General features: G+C 69.2%; 25 protein-coding genes. 13 read left to right on the top strand and 12 right to left on the bottom strand.

Annotated features, from left to right (window positions below):
- Nucleotides 1-10: 10 nt before the first annotated feature.
- On the bottom strand, nt 11-211 hold the full coding sequence (locus IG04_RS0101195; protein ID WP_030474601.1) for a hypothetical protein: 201 nt from the start codon (nt 209-211) through the stop codon (nt 11-13).
- 18 nt (nt 212-229) lie between these two features.
- Here IG04_RS0101195 and cobU point away from each other — a divergent pair, with 18 nt between their 5' ends.
- The 3 genes from cobU to IG04_RS0101180 are packed head-to-tail and all read left to right on the top strand — an operon-like array spanning nt 230 to nt 2,533.
- Nucleotides 230-769 (top strand): bifunctional adenosylcobinamide kinase/adenosylcobinamide-phosphate guanylyltransferase, encoded by a 540-nt coding sequence (cobU, locus tag IG04_RS0101190; protein WP_030474600.1) that lies wholly within the window; start codon nt 230-232, stop codon nt 767-769.
- Nucleotides 770-779: 10 nt separating this feature from the next.
- Complete coding sequence (gene cobT, locus IG04_RS0101185) at nt 780-1,835, top strand: nicotinate-nucleotide--dimethylbenzimidazole phosphoribosyltransferase (protein ID WP_030474599.1); 1,056 nt, start codon at nt 780-782, stop codon at nt 1,833-1,835.
- Nucleotides 1,832-2,533 (top strand): adenosylcobinamide-GDP ribazoletransferase, encoded by a 702-nt coding sequence (locus IG04_RS0101180; protein WP_030474598.1) that lies wholly within the window; start codon nt 1,832-1,834, stop codon nt 2,531-2,533. The genes cobT and IG04_RS0101180 overlap by 4 nt, the downstream gene beginning before the upstream one ends.
- On the opposite strand, the gene IG04_RS0101175 is transcribed toward IG04_RS0101180, so the two are convergent.
- Nucleotides 2,530-3,621, bottom strand: coding sequence for a branched-chain amino acid aminotransferase (locus IG04_RS0101175; protein ID WP_030474597.1), 1,092 nt, complete (start codon nt 3,619-3,621; stop codon nt 2,530-2,532). The two genes, IG04_RS0101180 and IG04_RS0101175, sit on opposite strands and share 4 nt — an antisense overlap.
- A gap of 92 nt (nt 3,622-3,713) precedes the next feature.
- Here IG04_RS0101175 and IG04_RS0101170 point away from each other — a divergent pair, with 92 nt between their 5' ends.
- Nucleotides 3,714-3,983 carry a hypothetical protein gene (locus IG04_RS0101170; RefSeq protein WP_030474596.1) on the top strand — a complete coding sequence of 90 codons (270 nt, stop codon included), beginning with the start codon at nt 3,714-3,716 and terminating at the stop codon, nt 3,981-3,983.
- Here IG04_RS0101170 and IG04_RS0101165 read toward each other — a convergent pair.
- On the bottom strand, nt 3,931-5,157 hold the full coding sequence (locus IG04_RS0101165; RefSeq protein ID WP_051768618.1) for an APC family permease: 1,227 nt from the start codon (nt 5,155-5,157) through the stop codon (nt 3,931-3,933). The genes IG04_RS0101170 and IG04_RS0101165 overlap by 53 nt on opposite strands.
- Nucleotides 5,158-5,357: 200 nt before the next feature.
- On the opposite strand from IG04_RS0101165, the gene IG04_RS0101160 reads away from it, so the two are divergent.
- Together IG04_RS0101160 and IG04_RS0101155 are read left to right on the top strand one after the other, a co-directional pair.
- Complete coding sequence (locus tag IG04_RS0101160) at nt 5,358-6,830, top strand: leucyl aminopeptidase (RefSeq protein ID WP_030474594.1); 1,473 nt, start codon at nt 5,358-5,360, stop codon at nt 6,828-6,830.
- Between the two features lie 237 nt (nt 6,831-7,067).
- Nucleotides 7,068-7,532 (top strand): OsmC family protein, encoded by a 465-nt coding sequence (locus IG04_RS0101155; RefSeq protein WP_030474593.1) that lies wholly within the window; start codon nt 7,068-7,070, stop codon nt 7,530-7,532.
- On the opposite strand, the gene IG04_RS0101150 is transcribed toward IG04_RS0101155, so the two are convergent.
- Entirely contained in the window at nt 7,529-7,855 is a 327-nt protein-coding gene (locus IG04_RS0101150; protein WP_030474592.1) for an oxidoreductase, read from the bottom strand. The genes IG04_RS0101155 and IG04_RS0101150 overlap by 4 nt on opposite strands.
- 179 nt (nt 7,856-8,034) lie before the next feature.
- Between IG04_RS0101150 and lpdA the strand changes: the two genes are divergently transcribed.
- From lpdA to IG04_RS0101120, 6 genes are all read left to right on the top strand, one after another.
- Nucleotides 8,035-9,423, top strand: a complete 1,389-nt coding sequence (gene lpdA, locus IG04_RS0101145; RefSeq protein WP_245816390.1) for a dihydrolipoyl dehydrogenase — start codon at nt 8,035-8,037, stop codon at nt 9,421-9,423.
- A 51-nt stretch (nt 9,424-9,474) separates the two neighbouring features.
- A complete protein-coding gene (gene sucB, locus IG04_RS0101140; protein WP_030474590.1) occupies nt 9,475-11,214 on the top strand; it encodes a 2-oxoglutarate dehydrogenase, E2 component, dihydrolipoamide succinyltransferase in 1,740 nt (579 codons plus the stop codon).
- 157 nt (nt 11,215-11,371) lie between these two features.
- A complete protein-coding gene (locus IG04_RS0101135; protein ID WP_030474589.1) occupies nt 11,372-12,262 on the top strand; it encodes a TIGR01777 family oxidoreductase in 891 nt (296 codons plus the stop codon).
- Complete coding sequence (locus tag IG04_RS42165; protein ID WP_051768616.1) at nt 12,259-12,837, top strand: phosphatase PAP2 family protein; 579 nt, start codon at nt 12,259-12,261, stop codon at nt 12,835-12,837. Before IG04_RS0101135 ends, IG04_RS42165 begins: the two co-directional genes overlap by 4 nt.
- A complete protein-coding gene (gene lipB / locus IG04_RS0101125) occupies nt 12,794-13,534 on the top strand; it encodes a lipoyl(octanoyl) transferase LipB (protein ID WP_030474587.1) in 741 nt (246 codons plus the stop codon). Before IG04_RS42165 ends, lipB begins: the two co-directional genes overlap by 44 nt.
- Nucleotides 13,535-13,654: 120 nt before the next feature.
- On the top strand, nt 13,655-14,083 hold the full coding sequence (locus tag IG04_RS0101120) for a hypothetical protein (RefSeq protein WP_030474586.1): 429 nt from the start codon (nt 13,655-13,657) through the stop codon (nt 14,081-14,083).
- Nucleotides 14,084-14,101: 18 nt separating this feature from the next.
- On the opposite strand, the gene IG04_RS0101115 is transcribed toward IG04_RS0101120, so the two are convergent.
- From IG04_RS0101115 to IG04_RS0101105, 3 genes are read right to left on the bottom strand one after another with little or no spacing between them, the layout of a single operon-like run.
- Nucleotides 14,102-15,031 (bottom strand): LLM class F420-dependent oxidoreductase, encoded by a 930-nt coding sequence (locus IG04_RS0101115; RefSeq protein WP_030474585.1) that lies wholly within the window; start codon nt 15,029-15,031, stop codon nt 14,102-14,104.
- A gap of 10 nt (nt 15,032-15,041) precedes the next feature.
- Complete coding sequence (locus IG04_RS0101110) at nt 15,042-16,052, bottom strand: CaiB/BaiF CoA transferase family protein (protein WP_084401732.1); 1,011 nt, start codon at nt 16,050-16,052, stop codon at nt 15,042-15,044.
- The gene (locus tag IG04_RS0101105) at nt 16,049-16,339 is read right to left on the bottom strand and encodes an antibiotic biosynthesis monooxygenase family protein (protein WP_030474583.1); all 291 of its coding nucleotides are present in this window, start codon (nt 16,337-16,339) and stop codon (nt 16,049-16,051) included. Before IG04_RS0101105 ends, IG04_RS0101110 begins: the two co-directional genes overlap by 4 nt.
- Nucleotides 16,340-16,592: 253 nt before the next feature.
- On the opposite strand from IG04_RS0101105, the gene IG04_RS0101100 reads away from it, so the two are divergent.
- Nucleotides 16,593-17,369 (top strand): cyclase family protein, encoded by a 777-nt coding sequence (locus tag IG04_RS0101100; RefSeq protein WP_030474582.1) that lies wholly within the window; start codon nt 16,593-16,595, stop codon nt 17,367-17,369.
- Nucleotides 17,370-17,524: 155 nt separating this feature from the next.
- On the opposite strand, the gene IG04_RS0101095 is transcribed toward IG04_RS0101100, so the two are convergent.
- From IG04_RS0101095 to IG04_RS0101075, 5 genes are all read right to left on the bottom strand, one after another.
- Nucleotides 17,525-18,442, bottom strand: coding sequence for an acyltransferase domain-containing protein (locus IG04_RS0101095; RefSeq protein ID WP_051768612.1), 918 nt, complete (start codon nt 18,440-18,442; stop codon nt 17,525-17,527).
- Between the two features lie 64 nt (nt 18,443-18,506).
- On the bottom strand, nt 18,507-19,721 hold the full coding sequence (locus IG04_RS0101090) for a ketosynthase chain-length factor (RefSeq protein ID WP_030474580.1): 1,215 nt from the start codon (nt 19,719-19,721) through the stop codon (nt 18,507-18,509).
- Entirely contained in the window at nt 19,718-20,986 is a 1,269-nt protein-coding gene (locus IG04_RS0101085) for a beta-ketoacyl-[acyl-carrier-protein] synthase family protein (protein WP_030474579.1), read from the bottom strand. Before IG04_RS0101085 ends, IG04_RS0101090 begins: the two co-directional genes overlap by 4 nt.
- Nucleotides 20,983-21,696, bottom strand: coding sequence for a beta/alpha barrel domain-containing protein (locus tag IG04_RS0101080; protein WP_030474578.1), 714 nt, complete (start codon nt 21,694-21,696; stop codon nt 20,983-20,985). Before IG04_RS0101080 ends, IG04_RS0101085 begins: the two co-directional genes overlap by 4 nt.
- Nucleotides 21,697-21,885: a hypothetical protein gene (locus IG04_RS0101075; protein WP_030474577.1), complete on the bottom strand. Its 189-nt coding sequence runs from the start codon at nt 21,883-21,885 to the stop codon at nt 21,697-21,699.
- Between the last annotated feature and the right edge of the window lie 7 nt (nt 21,886-21,892).

Below are 21,892 nucleotides of genomic sequence, written 5' to 3'. Positions count from 1 at the left end.
CTGGGCTGAGTTACTGGGCCGGGTGCAGGCTCATCGGGCCGTACACCTCGGATTCCGAACGCAGCAGCGTGACCTGTTCGACCCCGGCGTCGAGCAGGTCACGCCACCCGGCGCTGAACCACTCCTCGGCCTCGGCCTGGTCCGCGAACATCACATCCGGGCCCGCGACGTCGCGTCCCTGTGCATCCTGGTAACGCCAGCGGTATTCCACGGACGAAGGCTAACTCTCTTGTCACCTCGCACGCTCGTGCTCGGCGGAGCACGTTCGGGCAAGTCAGCGCATGCGGAAGGTCTGCTCACCGAAGCGACCGTGACCTACGTCGCCACCGCGCGCCGGTACCCGGACGACCCTGACTGGGACGCGCGCATCGCGCTGCACGTCGCGCGGCGTCCGTCCACCTGGCACACGGTCGAGGCGTCCTCGCCGGCCGACCTGGCCGCGTTGCTCACGGCGACGCAGTACGAGGACCCGCCGATCCTGGTGGACGACCTGTCCACGTGGCTGGTCGGCGTGCTCGACGACGCTCAAGCGTGGGAGGGCAACGGCGCCGAGACCATCGCGCACAACGTCGACCAGCTCGTGCGTTCGGTCGCCACGTGCCGGGCACGGCTGGTGCTCGTGACGGCGGAGGTCGGCCTCGGCGTCATTCCGTCCACGCGCTCTGGCAGGCTCTTCCGCGATCACCTCGGTGCGCTCAACGCGCGCGTCGCCGAGGTGTGCGACGAGGTCACCCTCCTCGTCGCCGGTATCCCCCTGAAACTGCGATAGGAGCGACCAGGTGAGCACCGAGTTCCCGCCGGTTGAACCGCCGGACGAGACCGTTCTGCGCGAGGCCGAGGCCCGGCACGCGGTGCTGACCAAGCCGGTCGGCTCCCTCGGACGGCTCGAAGAGCTGGGCAACTGGATCGCCGCCTGCCAGGGCTCCGTGCCGCCGAAGCCGTTCGTGCGGCCGCGCGTGGTCGTGTTCGCGGGCGACCACGGCATCACCGCGCAGGGCGTGTCGGCGTTCCCGAGCGAGGTGACCGGTCAGATGGTCGCGAACTTCCTGACCGGTGGCGCCGCGGTGAACGTGCTCGCGCAGGTCGCGGGCGCCACGGTCCGCGTGGTCGACATGGCCGTCGACGCGGACACCCCGGCCGCGGTCAGCCAGCACAAGGTGCGGCGCTCGTCGGGGTCGATCGACCGCGAGGACGCGCTCACCCGTGAGCAGTGCGAACTCGCGATCGCTGCCGGCCGCGCAGTCGCCGACGAGGAGGTCGACGCGGGCGCCGACGTGCTCGTCGCGGGCGACATGGGTATCGGCAACACGACGCCCGCCGCCGTGCTGATCGCGTCGCTGACCGGGTCGGAGCCCGTCGCGGTCGTCGGGCGCGGCACCGGCATCGACGACCAGGCGTGGATGCGCAAGACGGCGGCGATCCGGGACGCGCTGCGCCGGGCCCGCCTGGTGATCAGCGACCCGGTCGCGTTGCTCGCCACGGCCGGGGGCGCCGACATCGCCGCGATGGCCGGGTTCCTCGCGCAGGCCGCCGTGCGCAAGACCCCTGTCGTGCTCGACGGCGTCGTCGTCGGTGCGGCCGCCGTCGTCGCCGAGGAGATGGCGCCGGGTGCGCGCGAGTGGTGGGTGGCCGGGCACGAGTCGGCCGAGCCCGCGCACGCGATCGCGCTCGGGCACCTGAACCTGAAGCCGCTGCTGGAGTTCGGGATGCGGCTCGGTGAGGGCTCCGGTGCCGTGGCGGCGCTGCCGTTGCTGATCTCGGCGGTGAAGGTACTCGCGGAGATGGCGACGTTCGAGAACGCCGGCATCACGAACCGAGAAAATACGACTGGGTGAAACTGGCGTTCTCCTGGCTGACCGTCCTGCCGCTCAGGGTCGACGACGTCGATCGCAAGGCGGCGGGACGGGCCATTGCAACCACGCTCGTCGTCGGCGTCGTGCTCGGCGCGTTCGTCGTCGGCGTGCTTGAGCTGCTCGCGATATCCAATATATCGGCGCTCGTGGCCGGGTTTCTGGTCGTCGGCGTCGTCGCCCTTGCAACGCGCGGCATGCACCTCGACGGGCTGGCCGACGTCGCCGACGGACTCGGTTGCTACGGGCCGCCGGAGCGGGCGCTCAAGGTCATGAAGGACGGTGGCGCGGGACCGTTCGGCGTCGTCTCGCTGATCGTGGTGCTGGGTGCGCAGGCCGCCGCACTCCCCCACGCCGGTTGGGGTGTCGTGCTGCTCGCGTTCGCGACGAGCCGGGCGGCGTTCGGGATCTGCTGCATGCGCGGTGTGCCCGCGGCACGGCCCGAGGGGCTTGGTGCTCTCGTGGCGGGCACACAGCATCCGTTGCTGGTCGTCGGCACGTGGGTGGTGCTCGCTGCGGCGGCGATTCCGCTCGGGTGGCGCGCGGTCGTCGCCGTCGTCGTCGCGTTCGCGCTCGTGTGGCTGTTGGTGAAGCACACCGGAAAGCGTTTCGGCGGCATCACCGGTGATGTGCTCGGTGCTGCCGCCGAAATCGCGCTTCTGGCCGTGCTGGTGATCGCCTAGGAGCGAAGGGTCGTCATCCAGCCGTGGGTGTCGGCGGCGTGGCCGTGCTGCAGGCTGGTCAGGCGCTCGCGCAGCTTCATCGTCACCGAGCCGGTGCCGCCGTCGGCGATGTCGAACTCGCCGCCGGCGTGCTTGACGTGGCCGACCGGCGTGATGACCGCCGCCGTGCCACAGGCGAAGACCTCGGTGAGCTCACCGGAGGCGTTGGCCTTCTCCCACTCGTCGGTCGAGATGCGGCGCTCCTCCACGGACAGGCCGAGGTCGGAGGCCAGCGTCAGCAACGAGTTCCGGGTGATGCCGGGCAGCAGCGTGCCGGTGAGCTCGGGCGTGATCACCTTGTTCCCGAAGACGAAGAACAGGTTCATGCCGCCCATCTCCTCGACCCAGCGGCGTTCCACCGCGTCGAGCCAGACGACCTGGTCGCAGCCCTTCTCGGCGGCCTGCGCCTGCGCCACGAGGGACGCGGCGTAGTTGCCGGCGAACTTGGCCGCGCCGGTGCCACCGGGGGCCGCGCGGACGTACTCGGTCGAGAGCCACACGCTCACGGGGCGGACGCCGCCCGCGAAGTAGGAGCCGGCGGGAGAGGCGATCAGCACGTAGAGGTACTCGGACGCGGGTCGCACGCCGAGGCCCTTCTCCGTGGAGATCATGAACGGCCGCAGGTAGAGGGACTCCTCCGCGGCCGCGGGCACCCAGCGGTCGTCGACCGCGAGGATCTGCCGCACGGACTCCAGGAAGAGCTCGTCGGGAAGTTCGGGCATCGCCATGCGGCGGGCCGAGGCGCGGAAGCGCTCGGCGTTGGCCTCAGGGCGGAAGGACGCGATCGAACCGTCGGGCTGCCGGTAGGCCTTGAGCCCTTCGAAGATCGCCTGGCCGTAGTGCAGCACCATTGCCGCGGGGTCCAGTGCGAGGGTGGAGTACGGGCCGACTTCAGCGTCGTGCCAGCCCTTCTCGCGGTTCCAGCGGATCGTCACCATGTGGTCGGTGAAGTGCTGCCCGAAGCCCGGCTTGGCAAGTACCTCCGCTACGCGCTCCGGGGTCGCCGGGTGCGGGTGGGGAGTCCGGGTGAAAGGCAACTCGCTCGTCATGAGAGCACGGTAACCCGCAGGTGGGGATACGGAAAATCGTCTTCCCAAAACTCGGACGTCCTACTAGTTGAAGCTCGATAGAGTCCCCGGCCATGACCGAGGTGGAACGATCTTCGAAGGGTGCGGACGTCCGCACCGTGTTACAGGCCGCACTGCTCGTTCTGGGCACCGGCATGACGCTTCTCGACGGCTGGGTGATCGGGGGTGTCGGCGGTGTGGTCGGCGCCGTGTTCGCCGCCGCGATCTTCCTGGCCTGCTACGGGGCGATCGCCAAGGAGAAGCCGTCCAACAACGGCCGCATCATCGGGCTTATGGTGTGCGTTGGCGTGACGCTGCTCGTTTTCCTCTCAGTGACGCTGTAAGCCCGATAAGACCCGTGCCCACGCCCAGGCCCGCGATCGAGATGAGCATCGCGGGCACCGGCATGCTCATGGCGAGCAGCACCGAGAGCCCGAGCCCGAGGCAGGCCGTGCGCATGGGCCACGTGCGGTCGTTCTGCAGCAGCACCCGAGCCGACGCGTTCGTGAAGGCGTAGTAGAACAACGTCCCGCAGGCCGCCACACCCAGCGCCAGCCCCAGCGGCATCAGCACGACCGCGAGCACGGCAGCGACGACCACGACGAGCGACAGCGCGCCGGGCCTGAGGCGGGTCGGCAGGTCGCCGTCCTCGGCCAGCCCGGTCAGCGTGCGGTGAGCGGACGCGAGGACGAAGTGCAGCGCGGCCACGCCGGCCACCGCCGCGGCGATCTGCACCAGCGGCACCAGCGCGGCCGAGTCCGCCGCGACGAGCGCGTCTCGCAGCGGAGCCGGTGACAACGCCAGGCGCGCGCTGCCGAGCTGACGGAGCACGCCCGCCCCCACGGCCAGGTAGACGGCGAACGACAGTCCGATGAGAACCGGAATCGCGATCTTCAACACGGCCGGCGAGTGCGCCTGCTCGCCGCGATGCGGTGCGGTGACGCGTTCGAAGCCGGCGAACGCCATGAACATCAGGCCGGCGACCCCGACGAGCTCGTTGACGGTGCCCGCCTCCCCCGCCGACGGCACGGGCGCGATCGAGAAGCTCGCCGCGACGACCAGCGCCAGCACGCCGAGCAAGACCACCGACACCAGCACGCTGGCACCGGTGGTGAAGCGGAACCCGGCCGCGCCGAGCAGCGCCGTCGCGACGACGAGGGCGAGCGAGCCGATCAGCGGCTGGTCCGGCACCACGTACGCGCCGAACATCAGCGCCACCGCCGCGGCCATGGCGCACCGGCCCAGCAGGTGGGCGCTCGCTGTCATCCTCGCGGGCCACACGCCGAGCTGCGCGCGCACATACCCGTAGCCGCCCCCGATGTCCGGATAGGCACGGGACTGGTCAGCGGTCGAGAAGGCCGAGCACAGGGCGGCGAGCGCGGAGATGGCCAGCGCCGGGAGCACCCACCAGCCCGCAAGGCCTGCTGCTGGGGCGAATCCGGCGAAGACCCCCGCTCCGAGCACCGCGGGCAGACCGAGCGCGACCGTCGTGACGATCTCGCGAGGCGTGTGGGTCACCGGTACACATTGTCAGACGTAGCAACCCGCCGTAACCACCCGGTCGACTGACGCGCGAAACGGGCGAATCGCCACTGTGCGCAACTGTGAACGTCACAGATTGCGGCGAACGTGGCGGGGCTGGGCATTAGTGGGACAGTCCGACCTTTAGCATGAGTCACGATTCCGAGCCCCTCGCACGCACAACCCTGGAGCAGCACGTGACAGCCCCGAAGCTGGCCCTCACCGAGGGCGACCTGAGCACCACCGCCGCGGACGCAGTCGTCGTGGGCACCCTGCAGGGTGCGGACGGTCTGGAGCTCGCACCCGGTGCCGAAGCTGTCGCCGCCGCGTTCGACGGCGCGCTGCTCGACGTGCTCGGCACGCTGCGCGCGTCCGGCAAGGCCGACGAACTGGTGAAGGTGCCGACGTTCGGCAAGATCGCCGCCCCCCTCGTGCTGGCCGTCGGCCTCGGCAAGACCGCGGGCGAGGAGGAGGTGCGCCGCGCGTCCGGTGTCGCCGCCCGCGCGCTGGGCGGCAAGAAGCGCGCGATCAACACGCTCGCCGCCCTGCACGTCGGTGCCGCGGCCGAGGGCACGCTGCTCGGCGCCTACTCGTTCACCGAGTACAAGTCCGACAAGGGCGAGGGCCCGGTCGCGAAGGTCGACCTGCACGCCGCCGGTTCCAAGGAGAACAAGGCCGCGCTGAAGGCCGCCGTCGCGATCGCCGAGTCCGTCGCCATCGCGCGTGACTTCATCAACACGCCGCCGAACGACCTCTACCCCGCCTCGTTCGCCGCCCGCGCGGAGAAGCTCGCCACCGCGGCCGGCCTCGACGTCGAGATCCTCGACGAGAAGGCACTGAAGAAGCAGGGCTTCGGCGGCATCCTGGGTGTCGGCGTCGGTTCGACGCGCCAGCCGCGTCTCGTGCGCATCTCGTACAAGGGCACGAAGGCCGTCAAGAAGGTCGCCCTGGTCGGCAAGGGCATCACGTTCGACACCGGCGGCATCTCGATCAAGCCGGCCGCGGGCATGGACGAGATGACCTCGGACATGTCGGGTGCCGCCGCGATCGTCGCCACGATGGTGCTCGCCGCGAAGCTCAAGTACCCGCTGGAGATCATCGCGTCGATCCCGATGGCGGAGAACATGCCGTCCGGTGACGCGTACCGCCCCGGCGACGTGCTGACCATGTACGGCGGCAAGACCGTCGAGGTGCTCAACACCGACGCCGAGGGCCGCCTGATCCTGTCCGACGCCATCGTGCGCGCGTGCGAGGACGGCCCCGACTACCTGATCGAGACCGCGACGCTGACCGGCGCGCAGGTCGTGGCCCTGGGCAAGCGCACCTCGGGTGTCATGGGCTCGGACGAGTTCCGCGACCGCGTGGCCGCCATCGGCACCGCCGTCGGCGAGTCGGCGTGGCCGATGCCGCTGCCCGAGGAACTGCGCGCGGACCTCGACTCGCGCCTGGCGGACCTCGCGAACGTCACCGGGCACCGGTGGGGCGGCATGCTCGCGGCCGGCCTATTCCTGCGCGAGTTCGTGGCCGAGGGCGTGCAGTGGGCGCACATCGACATCGCCGGCCCGGCGTTCCACACCGGTGGCCCGTACGGCTACACCTCGAAGGGCGGCACCGGTGTTCCGGTGCGGACCATCGCGGCCGTGCTGGCGGACATCGCGGCCAACGGCTGAGTCCTGCTCTGCACGGAACGGGCGGGGATCCTTCGGGGTCTCCGCCCGTTCTCATTTCAGTCCCATGTAGACGATCATGGCGCACAAAGGATCGTTCACCCCCGAATTCCCTGTTCTGCAGAGAGAACGAACTACGAAGTCCACTGTGGACTCTTGTCCACAGGAGCAGAACGGCCGGATGGAGACACGAGTCTCACGGGACTGGATACCTGGACCCGATGAGAGGAGTATTTCTGCATGGGGACGCACCAGTACGAGGCCGACGTCGTTTGGACCGGCAACACCGGGAGCGGGACTTCCGGGTACAAGTCCTACGAGCGCGCGCACGAGATCCGGATCGAGGGCAAGGAGACGATCCTCGGGTCGTCCGACCCGTCGTTCCGGGGTGACCGCAGCCGCTACAACCCCGAGGAACTGCTGGTCGCGTCGCTCGCGCAGTGCCACATGCTCTGGTACCTGCACCTCGCGTCGACGAACGGCGTCGTCGTGACCGGCTACCGCGACCGCGCGACCGGCACGATGGCCGAGCATCCGGACGGGTCCGGGCGGTTCACCGAGGTGCTGCTCCACCCCGTCGTGACCGTCGCGGACCCCGCCACCAAGGAAACGGCGCAGGCATTGCACGAGAAAGCGCACTCGCTGTGCTTCATCGCGGCGAGCGTCAATTTTCCCGTGCGGCACGAACCGACCGTGGAGATCTAAAGATCGCCCGAGGCCTTTTTTCGCGCCGTGTAGTCACGCATGCGCTTCGGGTAACCCACGATGCCCGCGTCGTAGATCGGCATGCCGAGTTTGCGCGCGAACGACCTCGCGGCGTCCGGTGACGCGACGCGGCGGCGGGTCCACTCGCCGTCGTGAGCGACCAGGACCACAGTGGTTTCGGTCACCGTGGTCTTCGGTTCCACATAGGCCTCGACGCCGTGACGGCTCTTCGTCCACTGTTCGAGATGACTCGTGTCCTGGCCTGAGGCGGTACGTAGCACACCCGGACGTGGTTTCCTGCGGAAACGATCGAACAGCCCCATCGAGCACCTCCTGTGCTTCCCTCCACCATGGTGCCAGGTAAGGGTGTTATGAGTAGGTGAATGATCAGGATCCGGCATGGTGCCGCATGCCGGATCACCACGCTCCGGCAACTAGTGACAAGATGGCCGCGTACCTCGCGCGCACCCGCGCGTAGTAAGTAATCCCGAGGAGATCCGAAGTGACTTCGCCGGAACTGGAGTCGGCCACCAACGCCGATCTTGTCATCCTCGGCGGTGGTTCAGGTGGCTACGCCTGCGCGTTCCGCGCGGCAGAGCTCGGCCTGTCCGTCGTCCTGGTCGAGAAGGACAAGCTGGGCGGCACCTGCCTGCACCGCGGTTGCATCCCGACCAAGGCGCTGCTGCACGCGGCCGAGGTCGCGGACAACGCTCGCGAGGGCGACCAGTTCGGCGTGAAGAGCTCGCTCGAGGGCATCGACATCGCCGGCGTCAACTCGTACAAGGACGGCGTGGTCTCGCGACTCTACAAGGGTCTGCAGGGTCTCGCGAAGGCCAACAAGGTCACCCTGGTCGAGGGCTCGGGCACGTTCGTCGGCCCGAACACCGTCGAGGTGAACGGGCAGCGCTACACGGGCCGCAACGTGGTCCTCGCGACCGGTTCGTACGCCCGCAGCCTGCCCGGTCTGGAGATCGGCGGCCGGGTCATCACCAGCGACCAGGCGCTCAACCTGGACTTCATCCCGGAGAAGGTCGTCGTCCTCGGCGGCGGCGTCATCGGTGTGGAGTTCGCCAGCGTGTGGCGTTCGTTCGGCGCAGAGGTGACCATCGTCGAGGCCCTGCCCCGCCTGGTCCCGGCCGAGGACGAGTACGCGTCCAAGCAGCTGGAGCGCGCGTTCCGCAAGCGCGGCATCAAGTTCAAGACCGGCGTGAAGTTCACCGGCGCCACCCAGTCCGGCTCGGGCGTGTCGATCACGCTGGAGAACGGCGACGTCCTCGACGCCGACCTGCTGCTCGTCGCGGTCGGCCGCGGCCCGAACAGCGCGGGTCACGGCTACGAGGAGGCCGGCGTCAAGATCGACCGCGGCTTCGTCGTCACCGACGAGCGCCTGCGCACGAACCTGGAGAACGTGTACGCCGTCGGCGACATCGTGCCGGGCCTGCAGCTCGCGCACCGCGGGTTCCAGCAGGGCATCTTCGTGGCCGAGGAGATCGCGGGCCAGAACCCGAAGGTGATCGACGAGGCGGGCATCCCGCGCGTCACCTACTGCAAGCCCGAGGTCGCCTCCGTCGGTCTCTCCGAGGCCGCCGCGAAGGAGAAGTACGGGTCCGCCGAGGTTTTCGTCTACGACCTCGCGGGCAACGGCAAGAGCCAGATCCTCAAGACCGCCGGTGGCGTGAAGCTCGTCAAGGCTCCCGACGGCCCGGTCGTCGGGATCACCATGGTCGGCGAGCGCGTCGGCGAACTCATCGGTGAAGCACAGCTGATCTACAGCTGGGAGGCTTACCCGGAGGACGTGGCTCCGCTGATCCACGCCCACCCGACCCAGACTGAAGCCCTGGGCGAGGCGTTCCTCGCCCTGGCCGGCAAGCCGCTGCACGTGCACGGCTGACCGTTCCCCACACAAAGTCAGCCACACGAGAGCACGAGGAGTCAGCGAACAATGGCCTTCTCCGTCCAGATGCCCGCACTCGGTGAGAGCGTCACCGAGGGCACGGTCACCCGGTGGTTGAAGCAAGAAGGCGACCGGGTGGAGGTGGACGAGCCGTTGCTCGAGGTGTCCACCGACAAGGTCGACACCGAGATCCCGTCCCCGGCGGCCGGCGTCCTGCAGAAGATCGTCGCGCAGGAGGACGACACCGTCGAGGTCGGCGGTGAGCTCGCGGTCATCGGTGACGGCGACGCCGCACCGTCCGAGCCCGCGCCCGCCCCGGCCCAGGAGTCCGCTCCCGAGCCGCAGCAGACGCAGCCGTCCGCGCAGCCGTCCGAACAGGCGCAGGAAGCTCCGGCTCCCGCGGCCCCCGCCCAGTCCGGTGGTCCGGCCGAGGGCACCGACGTCACGATGCCCGCGCTCGGCGAGTCCGTCACCGAGGGCACCGTCACCCGCTGGCTCAAGCAGGTCGGCGACAGCGTCGAGGTCGACGAGCCGCTGCTCGAGGTCTCGACCGACAAGGTCGACACCGAGATCCCGTCGCCGGTCGCGGGCACGCTGCTCGAGATCAGCGCCGGTGAGGACGAGACCGTCGAGGTCGGCGGCAAGCTCGCCGTCATCGGTTCGGGCAGCCCGGCTCCGGCCGCCGCGCCCGCCCCGGAGTCCAAGCCCGCTCCCCAGCAGGCCGCTCCGGCGCCCGCTCCGGCTCCGGCCCCGCAGGCCGCCCCGGCACCGGCTCCGGCCCCCGCCGCTCCGGCTCCGCAGGCCGCTCCCGCCGCCGCGCAGTCCACTTCGGACGACGCGAACGGCACGCCGTACGTCACTCCGCTCGTGCGCAAGCTCGCGTCGGAGAACGGCATCGACCTGGGCTCGCTCAAGGGCACCGGCGTCGGTGGCCGCATCCGCAAGCAGGACGTGCTGGCCGCCGTCGAGGCCAAGAAGGCCCCGGCTCCCGCGCCCGCCGCCGCTGCTCCGGCTGCCGCGCCCGCCTCCCGCACCTCGGCTCCGGCCGCGGTCGACAACTCGGGCAAGCGCGGCACCGTGCAGAAGCTCCCGCGCCTGCGTCAGATCGTCGCGCAGCGCACGCGTGAGTCCCTGCAGGGATCGGCCCAGCTCACCCAGGTGTTCGAGGTCGACGTGACCAAGATCGCCCGGCTGCGCAACCAGGCCAAGAAGGCGTTCGAGTCTCGCGAGGGCGCGAAGCTCACGTTCCTGCCGTTCTTCGCCAAGGCCGCCATCGAGGCCCTCAAGGCCCACCCGGTGCTCAACGCGTCGATCGACGAGGAGCGCAAGGAGGTCACCTACCACGGTGCCGAGCACCTCGGTCTGGCGATCGACACGGAGCGCGGCCTGCTCAACGCCGTGATCCACAACGCCGGTGACCTGAACCTGTCGGGCATCGCCCACAAGATCGGTGACCTGGCGACGCGCGCCCGCTCGAACAAGCTCACGCCCGACGAGCTCGCCGGCGGCACGTTCTCGCTGACCAATCTCGGCAGCAACGGCGCGCTCTTCGACACCCCGATCATCCAGCAGCCGCAGGTCGGCATCCTGGGCGTCGGCGTCGTCAAGAAGCGCGCGGTCGTCATGACCGACGAGGACGGCAACGACACCATCGCGATCCGCTCGATGATGTACCTCGCGCTCACCTACGACCACCGCCTGGTCGACGGTGCCGACGCGGGCCGCTTCCTCACGACGGTCAAGAACCGTCTCGAGGAGGGCGCGTTCGAGGCCGACCTCGGTCTCTGAACGCCCTGAGCAGGACTGATATCCGATATATCGGATATCGGCGGAACGTGTGACCTGAAGGCCACTCCGGTTTGCCGGGGTGGCCTTCAGCACATCCTGGGTCAGATGTGCCAGGAGTGGCTGTGCACGCGGTGCTTGAGTGGGGAACGATCTATCTATGCGAGTCGTCATCGCGGGATCGTCGGGCTTGATCGGAACGAGCCTGGTGGCGTCCATGCGCGCCGCCGGCCACGAGGTGCTGCGGCTGGTGCGCCGCAAAGCCGCCGCACCCGACGAACGCGGCTGGGACCCGTACGCCGGGCGCATCGACGTCGGGACGTTCGACGGCGTCGACGCCGTCATCAACCTGTGCGGTGCGGGCATCGCCGACAAGCGGTGGGACGACGCGCGCAAGCAGGTGCTGCACGACAGCCGGGTCGTGCCGGCCGAGGTGCTGTCGGCGGCCTGCGTCGAGCACGGGGTGCCGGCGCTGGTGAGCTCGTCGGGCGCCCACTTCTACGGTGACACCGCGTCACGCCTCGCCGACGAGGACGCGCCGGGCGGCCACACGTTCATGTCGCGGCTGACCCAGGACTGGGAGGCGGCGACGTCCGTGGCGCAGGAAGGCGGTGTGCGGGTCGTGCTCATGCGCACCGCTGTCGTCATCTCTCCGTCGGGCGGTGTGTTCGGCCGGTTGAAGCCGGTGTTCCAGTTCTTCCTGGGCGGCAAGCTCGGCAGTGGCGAGCAGTACTTCCCGTGGGTGTCGCTGGACGACGTCGTGTCCGCCTACCGGTTCGCCGTCGAGCACGAGGAGATCCGCGGGCCGGTGAACGTCGCGGGCCCGGCTCCGGTGACGAACGCCGAGTTCACCAAGGCGGTCGGCACGGCGCTGAGCCGGCCGACGCCGTGGACGGTGCCGGCGTTCGCGCTCAAGACGTTGCTCGGCGGCGAGATGGCGCAGGAGCTGCTGCTCAGCGGTCCGGGCCTGACGCCGAAGGTGCTGGAGAGGCACGGGTTCCACTTCCTGCACCCCACGCTGCCGGCGGCCCTGAACGCGGCGGTCGCATGACGCGTGCGGTGGCGGCGGTGCTGGTCATCTCGTGGATCCTGCTGGGACTTCCCGAGATGACCGGGCTCGATGTGTGGGTGCACGACGAGCTGCCGCGACCCGAGTGGCTGCGCACGACCGCGTTCGTGGTGAGCCTGGCGCTCGGACCGACGATCGGATGGGCGTTCGCGGCGGTGTTGTTCGTCCTGGCCTGGCGGCGGCGTGACCCGCGGTTGTGGAAGGGCCTGGCGTTGCACGCGCTGTGCTGCGCGACCTTGCTGACGCGGTTCCTGTTCGACCGCGTGCGGCCCGTCGAGTACCACCTGCCGAGCTATCCGAGCGGGCACACGGTGGCGGTCGCGTCGGCCGGTTTCACGATGGTCGTCCTGCTGAAGCGCGGTGTGCTGTGGGCGGTGCTCGCGGTGCTGGTGGCGGGGTTCGCGAGGATCGTCCTGGAGATGCACTGGGTCACCGACGTCGTCGGCGCCGTGCTGGGTGTGACGGGCATCGGACTTTTGGCGGCCATGCTCCTGGGGTTGGTAACGTCGGGTCGTGAACTCGTGCCGGACCTCGTCAGACCCCGTCGTCATCCGTGAGCTGGGGCTCATCGACTACATGGCGGCGTGGGACCTCCAGAAGGAGATCGCGGAGGCGCGCGCCGCCAGTGGTGATACCGGTACCGGCCCGGACACCCTCCTGCTGCTCGAACACCCGCCCGTCTACACCTGCGGCCGGCGCACCCTCGACGAGGAGCGCCCGCGCGGTGGCGACACCCCGGTCATCGACGTCGACCGCGGCGGCAAGATCACCTGGCACGGACCGGGCCAACTGGTCGGCTACCCGATCGTCAAGCTCGCCGATCCGATCGACGTCGTGGAGTACGTGCGGCGCGTCGAGCAGGGCCTGATCGACGTGTGCGACCGGCTCGGCGTGCACACCGGCCGGATCGAGGGCCGCAGCGGCGTGTGGCTGCCCGCCGACGACCGCGGCCCGGAACGCAAGGTCGCCGCCATCGGCATCCGCGTGCAGCGCGGCGTGACCATGCACGGCTTCGAGATCAACTGCAACGCGAGCCTCGACGCGTTCGGCGACATCATTCCCTGCGGGATCAAGGACGCGGGCGTCGCTTCTCTCTCACAGGAGTTGGGCCGCGACGTCACCGTCGCCGAGGTCCTGCCGCTCGCCCGTGACGCGGTGCTCGCGGCGCTCGACGGAACGCTCCCTCTGACGGACCGCACTTTGACTCGCACTGGCCCCGTCGCGCCGGGTATCACCTTCGCTAGCATTCCGTAGCCCCGCGGCGAGAACCTGCGGGAATTCGGAGGAGGGTGCGTCGTGAGGTTATCCCGACGCCAGTTGTTAGCTGCTGCCGGATTAACGGCGCTGGCAGGCGGAACCAGTTCGAACGGGTCGGTGGCGGCGGCGGAAGTCACCTCTGGACCCGCTCGGACGTGGAGCGGTGAGATCCAGGTCAGCGACTGGGAGCAGTACTACCTCGGCCTCGATGGTGGTGCACACCAGAAGGCCCTCAAAGCATTGGGCATCGCACACCGTGACGGCGTCCGCGCCGACGAGCAGTACCTGATGGTTCCGGTCGAGTCCGTGCGGCGGGCAGCGCTGGAGTTCGGCGACCACGCGGCCGCCGACGTGTTGCGGGCACGCTTCGGCCTCGACTCTCCGTCGATGCTGCGACGTGGGCTGAAGCTGGTGCTCGGGCAGGACAGGCTGGAGAAGCGCTACTTCGACGAGCCCGGCCTCCAGCTGCGATATATCGGATATCGGCGGCGGTTCGCGAACTACGTCCTGCCGATGCCGTCAGCGGTCCGCAAAGCGCTCGCCTGATATCCAATACGCGATATATCAGAGCTGAGGGGCGACGTCCGTGGCGATCTCGGTGATGTGGTCGAGGTCGGCGAGGTCCAGGATCTGCAGGTAGACGCGCTGCGCGCCGGTCGCCTCGCGCCACGCGCCGATGCGGTCGGCGACCTCGGCCGGGGTGCCGGCCAGGCCGTTCTCCCTGAGTTCGCCGGCTTCGCGGCCGATCGCGGCGGCACGGCGGGCGACGTCGGCGTCGGTGCGGCCGACGCACGCGACGAGCGCGACCGAGCGGATGATCTCCTTCGGGTCGCGGCCGATCTCCTCGCACGCGGCGTCGACCCGGGCGAACTGCTCGACGGCGGCGTCGATGCCGACGAACGGCAGGTTGAACTCGGTGGCGTAGGACGCGGCCAGAGCAGGGGTGCGCTTGGCGCCCATGCCGCCGATCAGCACCGGGACGCGCTCCTGCGCGGGCTTGGGCAGCGCGGGCGAGTCGGTGAGCGTGTAGTGCTTGCCCTCGAACGAGAAGGTGCCGCCGACCGGGGTCTCCCACAGGCCGGTGATGATCGCGACCTGCTCCTCGTAACGGTCGAAGCGCTCCCCCAGCGACGGGAACGGGATGCCGTACGCGTTGTGCTCGGCCTCGTACCACCCGGCGCCGATGCCGAACTCCACCCGGCCGCCCGACATCTGGTCGACCTGGGCGACGCTGATGGCCAGCGGTCCGGGGTGGCGGAACGTCGCGGCGGTCATCAGCGTGCCCAGGCGGATCGTCGACGTGTCGCGGGCGAGCCCGGCGAACGTGATCCACGGGTCGGTCGGGCCGGGCAGTCCGTCGGCCGAGCCCATCTGGAGGTAGTGGTCGGAGCGGAAGAAGGCGCCGTAGCCGGCGTCCTCGGCCGTCCTGGCCACCCGGAGCAGGTCGTCGTAGCTCGCCCCCTGCTGGGGCTCGGTGAAGATGCGCAGTTCCACGAACCCGAATCTAGTCGCCGAAAATTTCCACGGAAAAGCGTGGTGCCGGCACGGCCGCCCCTTCGGAGGTGAACACTCCGCGTGCGACCAGGTGCGGATGCGAGGCTGCCTCCTCCAGGCTCAGCACCGGAGTCACGCAGGCGTCGGACGAGGCGAACACCTCCGACCACTCGTCGCGCGTCCGGGTCAGGAACGCCTCGGCGAACGTCTTGCGCAGCAACGGCCAGGAATCCCGGTCCATCTGCTCGGGCAGGTCCGAAGCGGACAGTTCCAGCCCTGCCAGCAGCAGGCCGTAGAACTGCGGCTCCAGCGACCCCACCGCGACGGACCGGCCGTCCGCGCACTCGTAGATCGAGTAGAACGGGCACCCGCCGTCGAGCAGGTTCGAGTCCGGCGAGTCCTCCCACACCGACTGCGCCTTCATCGACCAGATCATCTGCGCGAGCGACGCCACCCCGTCGACGATCGCCGCGTCGACGACCTGGCCGAGCCCGGTGCGCTGCCGTTCCCACAACGCCGCCAGCACGCCCAGCACCAGGTAGAGCGAGCCGCCACCGAAGTCGCCGACCAGGTTGAGCGGCGGCTTGCCGATCGCGTGCAGCACCCCGGTGACCGACAGGTAGTTGATGTCGTGCCCGGCGCGCTGGGCCAGCGGACCGTCCTGGCCCCACCCGGTCATCCGCGCGTAGATCAGGCCGGGGTTGACCGCCAGGCAGTCGGACGGCCCGAGACCGAGCCGCTCCAGCACGCCGGGGCGGAAGCCCTCGATCACCACGTCGGCCGACGAGACCAGCGCGAGCACCGCGGCCCTGCCGTCCGCGGACTTCAGGTCCGCGGACACCGAACGCCTGCCGCGCAACAGGAAGTCGCGGGAGGCGTCCGGCACCACGGACAGCCCGCCGGACGGACGTTCGACGCGTACGACCTCCGCGCCGAGGTCCGCCAGCAGCATCGCGCCGTGCGGGCCGGGACCGATGCCGCCGAACTCGACGACCTTCAGCCCGTCAAGAGGCCCCATCAGGCTTCAAAGGACAGGCGCGGGTTGAAGATCGCGCCCGTGGACTCGGCCAGGCCGCGCATGGCCTTGGCGTGGTTGCCGAAGTCCGGGTGGGCCAGCGCCGCGCGCAGGGCGTCGGCGCTCTCCCACAACGCGATGTTGATGTACGACGCCGGGTCGTCCAGCTGGCGCGAGAGCGTGTACTTGATCAGGCCCGGCTGCTCGCGCAGGAACGCCGCCGTCTCGTCGAAGGCCTTCTCGAACTCCTCGGGGTCACCGGTGAGCGTGAAGCGGTTGAGGAAGGTGATCATGAGGTGGCTCCTCCAGAACGGTGTCAGGCCAGTGGTGTGGCCCGGATCGTTGCCGGGGGAATTCGCGGTCAGACGGGTGCATCGTGGTGTCGCCCCCACGTCCTCGTACTGGTTGTACGGGGGCGTGGGGGCGGCGCCGCGAGGCGCCCTGCTGAACGTGGATTACCTCGCCAACGTTCCGGGTCGCGCCACTGAAAACCATGCCCACCGCCTCTTGAGACGTGCTCAAGGAACGCCCGCCAAGCTCTGTGGCATGCGCATCATCGATCTGTCTTCCCACATTGACGCATCCGCGTACGAAGCGGACCCGGTGACGCACGAGGTGCTCACGGCCGCCCAGGGTGCCGAACACATGGCCGAGCAGCTCAAGGCGCGGCTCGGCATCGAGTTCGACGTCTCCGTGCTGCGGGACTCCGAATTCCTCACCCTGGACCGGATCAGCCTCACCTCCCACACCGGAACGCACGTCGACGCGCCGTCCCACTACGGCTCGAAGACCACGTACGGCAACGGAATCCCCCGCCACATCGACGAGATGCCGCTGGAGTGGTTCCACAACCCCGGCGTGAAGCTCGACGTCCGCGGCCACGGCACCGGCGTCATCGGCGTCGAGGTGCTGGAGAAGGAGTTCGCGCGCATCGGCTACACGCCGAAGCCGATGGACATCGTCATCCTCGACACCGGCGCCGCCGAGCACGCGGGCACCCAGACCTACTTCACCGACTACACCGGACTCGACGGCCCCGCCACGAACTTCCTGCTGGACCTGGGAGTCAAGGTGATCGCCACCGACGCGTTCAGCCTCGACGCGCCGTTCCCGGACATCGTCAAGCGCTACCTGGCGACCAAGGACGAGAGCGTGCTGTGGCCCGCGCACTTCGCCGGGCGCGACCGCGAGTACTGCCAGATCGAGCGCCTGGCGAACCTGGACGCGTTGCCGGACTTCGGGTTCACCGTCGTCGCGTTCCCCGTCAAGATCAAGGGTGCCGGGGCGGGCTGGACCCGCGCGGTCGCCCTGCTCGACGACTAGGCCTCAAGTGAGAGCTGAATCACGGTACCTACCTTCGTAGGTATGGAAAACAGCGATTGGCCACCGGAGAACGAAGACCACATCGTCCGCGGCATCGACTAGCAGCGACTAAAGGGCCGCCCTCCAGGAGAGGGCGGCCCTTTTATATCGCCTAGTCACACCAGGCGAGCGCGAGCGGTGTCCGCTGTGTCCGCTGCGTCCAGCAACGGCAGCACCTGCGACGCACCGGACCGCACGGCCTTCGTGCGACGTGCGAACGACGTCAGGGTCTGGCCGGGACCGGCCTCCACCAGCAGCACGTCGTACATCGCCACGAGCTCGTTCAGCGCCGGTCCGAAGTAGACGGCGTCGGTCAGCTGACGGGTCCAGAAACGCGCGGACAGAGCGTCTTCCGGCGTCATCAGCTTGCCCGTGTAACCCGAGTACAACGGCATTCGCGGCGCACGGGGCGAAGCACTCCACGACGCCAGCGCCTCGTCCACGGCGGGCTGCATCGCCGGGCTGTGGAACGGCGTCGACGCCGGCACCGTCACGACGATGTACTCGTCGGCCTCCAGCCGCGCCCGCACACGGGCCAGCGGCTCGTCGGACCCGGCCAGCATCGTCTGCCGCGCGGAGTTCACGGCGGCGATCGCGACGTCGCCTTCCAGGTACGGCAACAGATCCGCCTCGGAGGCCGCCGCCGCCAGCATGCCGCCGGAAGGGATCGGCACGGCCGACAGCACCCGGTCCCGCACCAGGGAAACGGCTTCCTCCAACGAGAACACGCCCGCCAGCGTCGCCGCGACGACCTCACCGGCGGAGTGCCCGATCAACGCGACAGGCTCGACGCCCCACGACAGAACGGTGCGTCCCAACGCGTAGTCGACCGCGAACAGCAACGGCTGCGCGCGGGACACGTGGTCGATGTCGGCACCGGCGAGCCAGTCCTCGCAGGCGACCGAACCGACCTCGCCGAACAGTTCGAACACCTCGTCGATCACCGAGGTGAACACGGCATCGGTGCCGTACAGGGACGCCGCCATCCGCGGGTACTGCGATCCCTGGCCCGGAAACATCAGTGCTACGTCCACAACGCGCCTCCAGAAACGGCTCAAGGCCGTGAAGGGAACACCTTCACGGCCTTGAGGCATGACATCACCTGTATTCGCGGACCACCATGGCGGAGTTGTAGCCGCCCTTGCCGCGTCCGAGCACCAGCGCGGCCTTGATCTTGCCGTGCCGCGCCTCGTTCATCACGAGGTCGAGCTCGTACTCCGGCACGAGGTTCTCGACGTTGACGGTCGGCGGGATCGCGCTCCAGTAGATGGAGAGGATCGCCGACGCCACGTCCAGGGAGCCACCACCGGCGAACAGGCGCCCGGTCATGGTCTTCGGCGCCGTCACCGGCACGCCGTACGGTCCGAAGATGCCCTTGATCGCCTCGGCCTCGGCCTTGTCGAGCTCGGGGATGCCCGCCGCGTCGGCGAACACCACGTCGATCTCCGAGGCGTCCATGCCGGCGTCGCGCAGCGCCAGCTCGGCCGCCCGCTTCAGGCCCGGTTCCCGTGACGGCATCTTCGAGTCGAACGTCGCGGCGTACCCGACGATCTCACCGTAGATGCGCGTACCCGGACGACCGGCCGCCGACTCCGGCGTCTCGACGACCATGATCGCGCCACCTTCTCCCGCGACGTACCCGGAGGCGTCGCGGTCGAACGGCAGGTAGGCGCGCTTCGGATTGTTGTTGCGGGACAGGCAACCCGACGCCTGGTGCGCCACCCACGCCCACGGGCAGAGTGACGAGTCCATGCCGCCGGTGAGGGCGAGCTGGACACCCTTGCGCAGCTGGCGCCGGGCGTGACCGATGGAGTCGATGCCACCGGCCTGCTCGGACACCACCACCGCGCCGGGACCACGCGTGCCGTGGCGGATGGAGATCTGGCCCGTGTTGACCGCGTAGAACCACGCGAACGACTGGTACGCCGAGACGTACTCCGGACCCTGGTGCCACAGCTTCTGCAGTTCGCGCTGCCCGAACTCGTACCCGCCGGCGGTCGCCGCGGTGATCACCGCGATGTCCGTGTCGGGGATGTCGTTCGGCTGCACACCCGCACCACGCAACGCCCAGTCCGTGCCGACCAGTGTCAGCCGCGTCATGTGGTCCGTCTGCGGCAGCAGGCGACCCTGCAGGTGCCGCCCTGCCTCGAAGCCAGGCACCTCACCGGCGATCTTCGCCCAGTAGTTGGCGCTGTCGAACCGGGTGATCGGCTTGATCGCCGCCTCACCGTGCAGGGTCGCCCGCCAGTACGCGGTCGGCCCCAAACCGTTCGGAGACGCGATGCCGATTCCCGTCACCACTGCCCGAGTCACCGGCCTGCCCCTTCCACCTTTTTGAGCACCATGGCGCTCTGGAATCCACCGAAACCGCTGCCCACGGTCAGGAGGGTGTCGACCTTCTTCTCGCGCGCCACCAGTGGCGTGTAGTCGAGGTCGCACTCGGGGTCCTGCTCGTGGAGGTTCGCCGTCGGCGGGATGAGGTCCTGCTCGAACGCCAGCAGGGAGCCGACGATCTCCAGCGAACCGATCGCGCCCAGCGAGTGCCCGATCATCGACTTGAAGCCGGAGACCGGGGTCTTGTAGGCGTGCGCACCGAGACTGCGCTTGAACGCCGCCGTCTCGTGCAGGTCGTTCTGCTTGGTGCCCGACCCGTGCGCGTTGATGTAACCGACGTCCGTGGCATCCGCACGCGCCTGCTTCAGCGCGATGTTGATGGCGTCGGACATCTCGATGCCCTCGGGGTGCAGGCCCGTCATGTGGTAGGCGTTGCACCGCGAGGCGAAGCCGGCGACCTCACCGTAGATGTGGGCACCGCGAGCGCGGGCGTGCTCCAGCTCCTCGAGCACGATGATCGCGCAACCCTCGCCCAGCACCAGGCCGTCGCGGGTCTTGTCGAACGGCCGGCACGCCGTTGTGGGGTCGTCGTTGCGGGTGCTGGACGCACGGATCACGTCGAAGCACACCACGGTGATCGGGGAGAGCGGAGCCTCGGTGCCGCCGGTGACGACGACGTCCGCGGAGCCCTCCATGATCAGCTCGGCGGCGTAACCCACCGAGTCGAGACCCGAGGTGCAGCCCGTGGAGACCACGGAGACCGGTCCCTCGGCGCCCACGGTCCACGCCAGCTCCGTCGCCATCGAGGACGGCGTGAAGTAGTCGTAGAGGTGCGGGACGGCGTAGGACTGGTCGACCTCCCAGTACTTGCCCCGGTCGGAGCCGACGATGAACTCGCGCTCCAGCGAGGTCGTGCAGCCGACCGCGGTGCCGAGCGAGACACCGATGCGGCCGGGGTCGAGCTGGTCGAACTCGATGCCGGAGTCGGACATCGCCTCACGACCCGCGACGACCGCGAACTGCGCGGCCCGGTCGAGCCGGCGGATCTCCTGCGGCGTCAGGCCTTCGCGCACTGGATCGAAATCTGCTTCCCCCGCCATGCGGGAGCGGTACGGAGACGCGTCGAAGTGCGTGATGTTGCGAGTCGCCGTACGCCCTTCGGACAGCAGTTTCCAATACGCCTTCGTTCCGATGCCACCAGGTGCAACCACGCCCACCCCGGTGATGACGGCGCGACGACTCATCGGACACCTCCAATCGCCTTCTGTGCGGACACGGTCTGCTCCAATCTCGGACAGGGCACGGGAGCGATACCTGTCTCTGCCGAATGAACCGATGGTGAATCGGCCCGATCGAGGCCACCTCGAACGACGGCGTAGGACCCCTGTACGAGTCCGGCCCCCGCATCGGCGGCGAACAGCTGTTTCGCGGCCGTTCCTCCGTCGTCGTGACATCCAAATCCAAGGGGCACACCGGTTTCCGCGACCGACTCGATGATCTCGCCGATCTGGTCCGGCCACAGCTTGCCCGCTGTGTCGTGCAGCAACACGGTTTCCGCCCCAGCCTCCGCGGCTGCCAGCACGACCTCCAAAGCGTGTTCGGGGTCGATCAGCCAGCCGTCGAAGAAGTCCCGCGCCTCGACGATCACTCGTCTTTCGGCGCGCACGAGTTGACGCACGGCTTCCCGGACCATCGAGATGCCGTGCCCTTGGACAACTATTGCCACCGCGGGGGTTTCCGCGGCCATCAGTGCTTCGAGGTCCTCCGCACCGCCGGAAGCGATGAGGGTGGCGACCCGCAACCGGAGTTCGATCGCCGCCCGGTGATAGAACGACCGGGCGGGTACGCCTCCGTCGACGAACGTGACTCCGAGCGCGTCGAGGCGCCGCGCCGCGACCAGTCTGTCCGAAATGGACAGGCTGGTGCGACGCAGCGAGATGTCGTAGAGCTTCATCTAGAACCCCGACAGCAGCACTCGGGAGGCCTCGATCTCGTAGGCACAGGGCGCCACGTCCGAAGAAGGACAACCCTTGCGCTGATGCTCGACCGCGGCCTTCTCCAGGTACATGGAGACCACGTAGAGTCCGTTGCGGCTTGCAGCGCGTGCCGCGGCGGTCAGCAACTCCGCGCCACCCAACCCCATCGCGTCA

It is taken from the genome of Lentzea albidocapillata (assembly GCF_000719115.1).
GTDB classification, from domain to species: Bacteria; Actinomycetota; Actinomycetes; order Mycobacteriales; family Pseudonocardiaceae; genus Lentzea; species Lentzea albidocapillata.
The sequence above is the reverse complement of the archived record's forward strand: the minus strand, read 5'-3'. Positions and strand labels throughout refer to the sequence as shown.

What these genes read in the sequence shown, in the direction of transcription:
- IG04_RS0101175 (WP_030474597.1), bottom strand. Translation starts at nt 3,621, where the DNA reads ATGACGAGCGAGTTGCCTTTCACCCGGACTCCCCACCCGCACCCGGCG.
- IG04_RS0101080 (WP_030474578.1), bottom strand. Translation starts at nt 21,696, where the DNA reads ATGAAGCTCTACGACATCTCGCTGCGTCGCACCAGCCTGTCCATTTCG.
- sucB (WP_030474590.1), top strand. Translation starts at nt 9,475, where the DNA reads ATGGCCTTCTCCGTCCAGATGCCCGCACTCGGTGAGAGCGTCACCGAG.
- IG04_RS42165 (WP_051768616.1), top strand. Translation starts at nt 12,259, where the DNA reads ATGACGCGTGCGGTGGCGGCGGTGCTGGTCATCTCGTGGATCCTGCTG.
- IG04_RS0101155 (WP_030474593.1), top strand. Translation starts at nt 7,068, where the DNA reads ATGGGGACGCACCAGTACGAGGCCGACGTCGTTTGGACCGGCAACACC.
- IG04_RS0101150 (WP_030474592.1), bottom strand. Translation starts at nt 7,855, where the DNA reads ATGGGGCTGTTCGATCGTTTCCGCAGGAAACCACGTCCGGGTGTGCTA.
- IG04_RS0101135 (WP_030474589.1), top strand. Translation starts at nt 11,372, where the DNA reads ATGCGAGTCGTCATCGCGGGATCGTCGGGCTTGATCGGAACGAGCCTG.
- IG04_RS0101075 (WP_030474577.1), bottom strand. Translation starts at nt 21,885, where the DNA reads ATGGGGTTGGGTGGCGCGGAGTTGCTGACCGCCGCGGCACGCGCTGCA.
- IG04_RS0101170 (WP_030474596.1), top strand. Translation starts at nt 3,714, where the DNA reads ATGACCGAGGTGGAACGATCTTCGAAGGGTGCGGACGTCCGCACCGTG.
- IG04_RS0101085 (WP_030474579.1), bottom strand. Translation starts at nt 20,986, where the DNA reads ATGAGTCGTCGCGCCGTCATCACCGGGGTGGGCGTGGTTGCACCTGGT.
- IG04_RS0101100 (WP_030474582.1), top strand. Translation starts at nt 16,593, where the DNA reads ATGCGCATCATCGATCTGTCTTCCCACATTGACGCATCCGCGTACGAA.
- IG04_RS0101105 (WP_030474583.1), bottom strand. Translation starts at nt 16,339, where the DNA reads ATGATCACCTTCCTCAACCGCTTCACGCTCACCGGTGACCCCGAGGAG.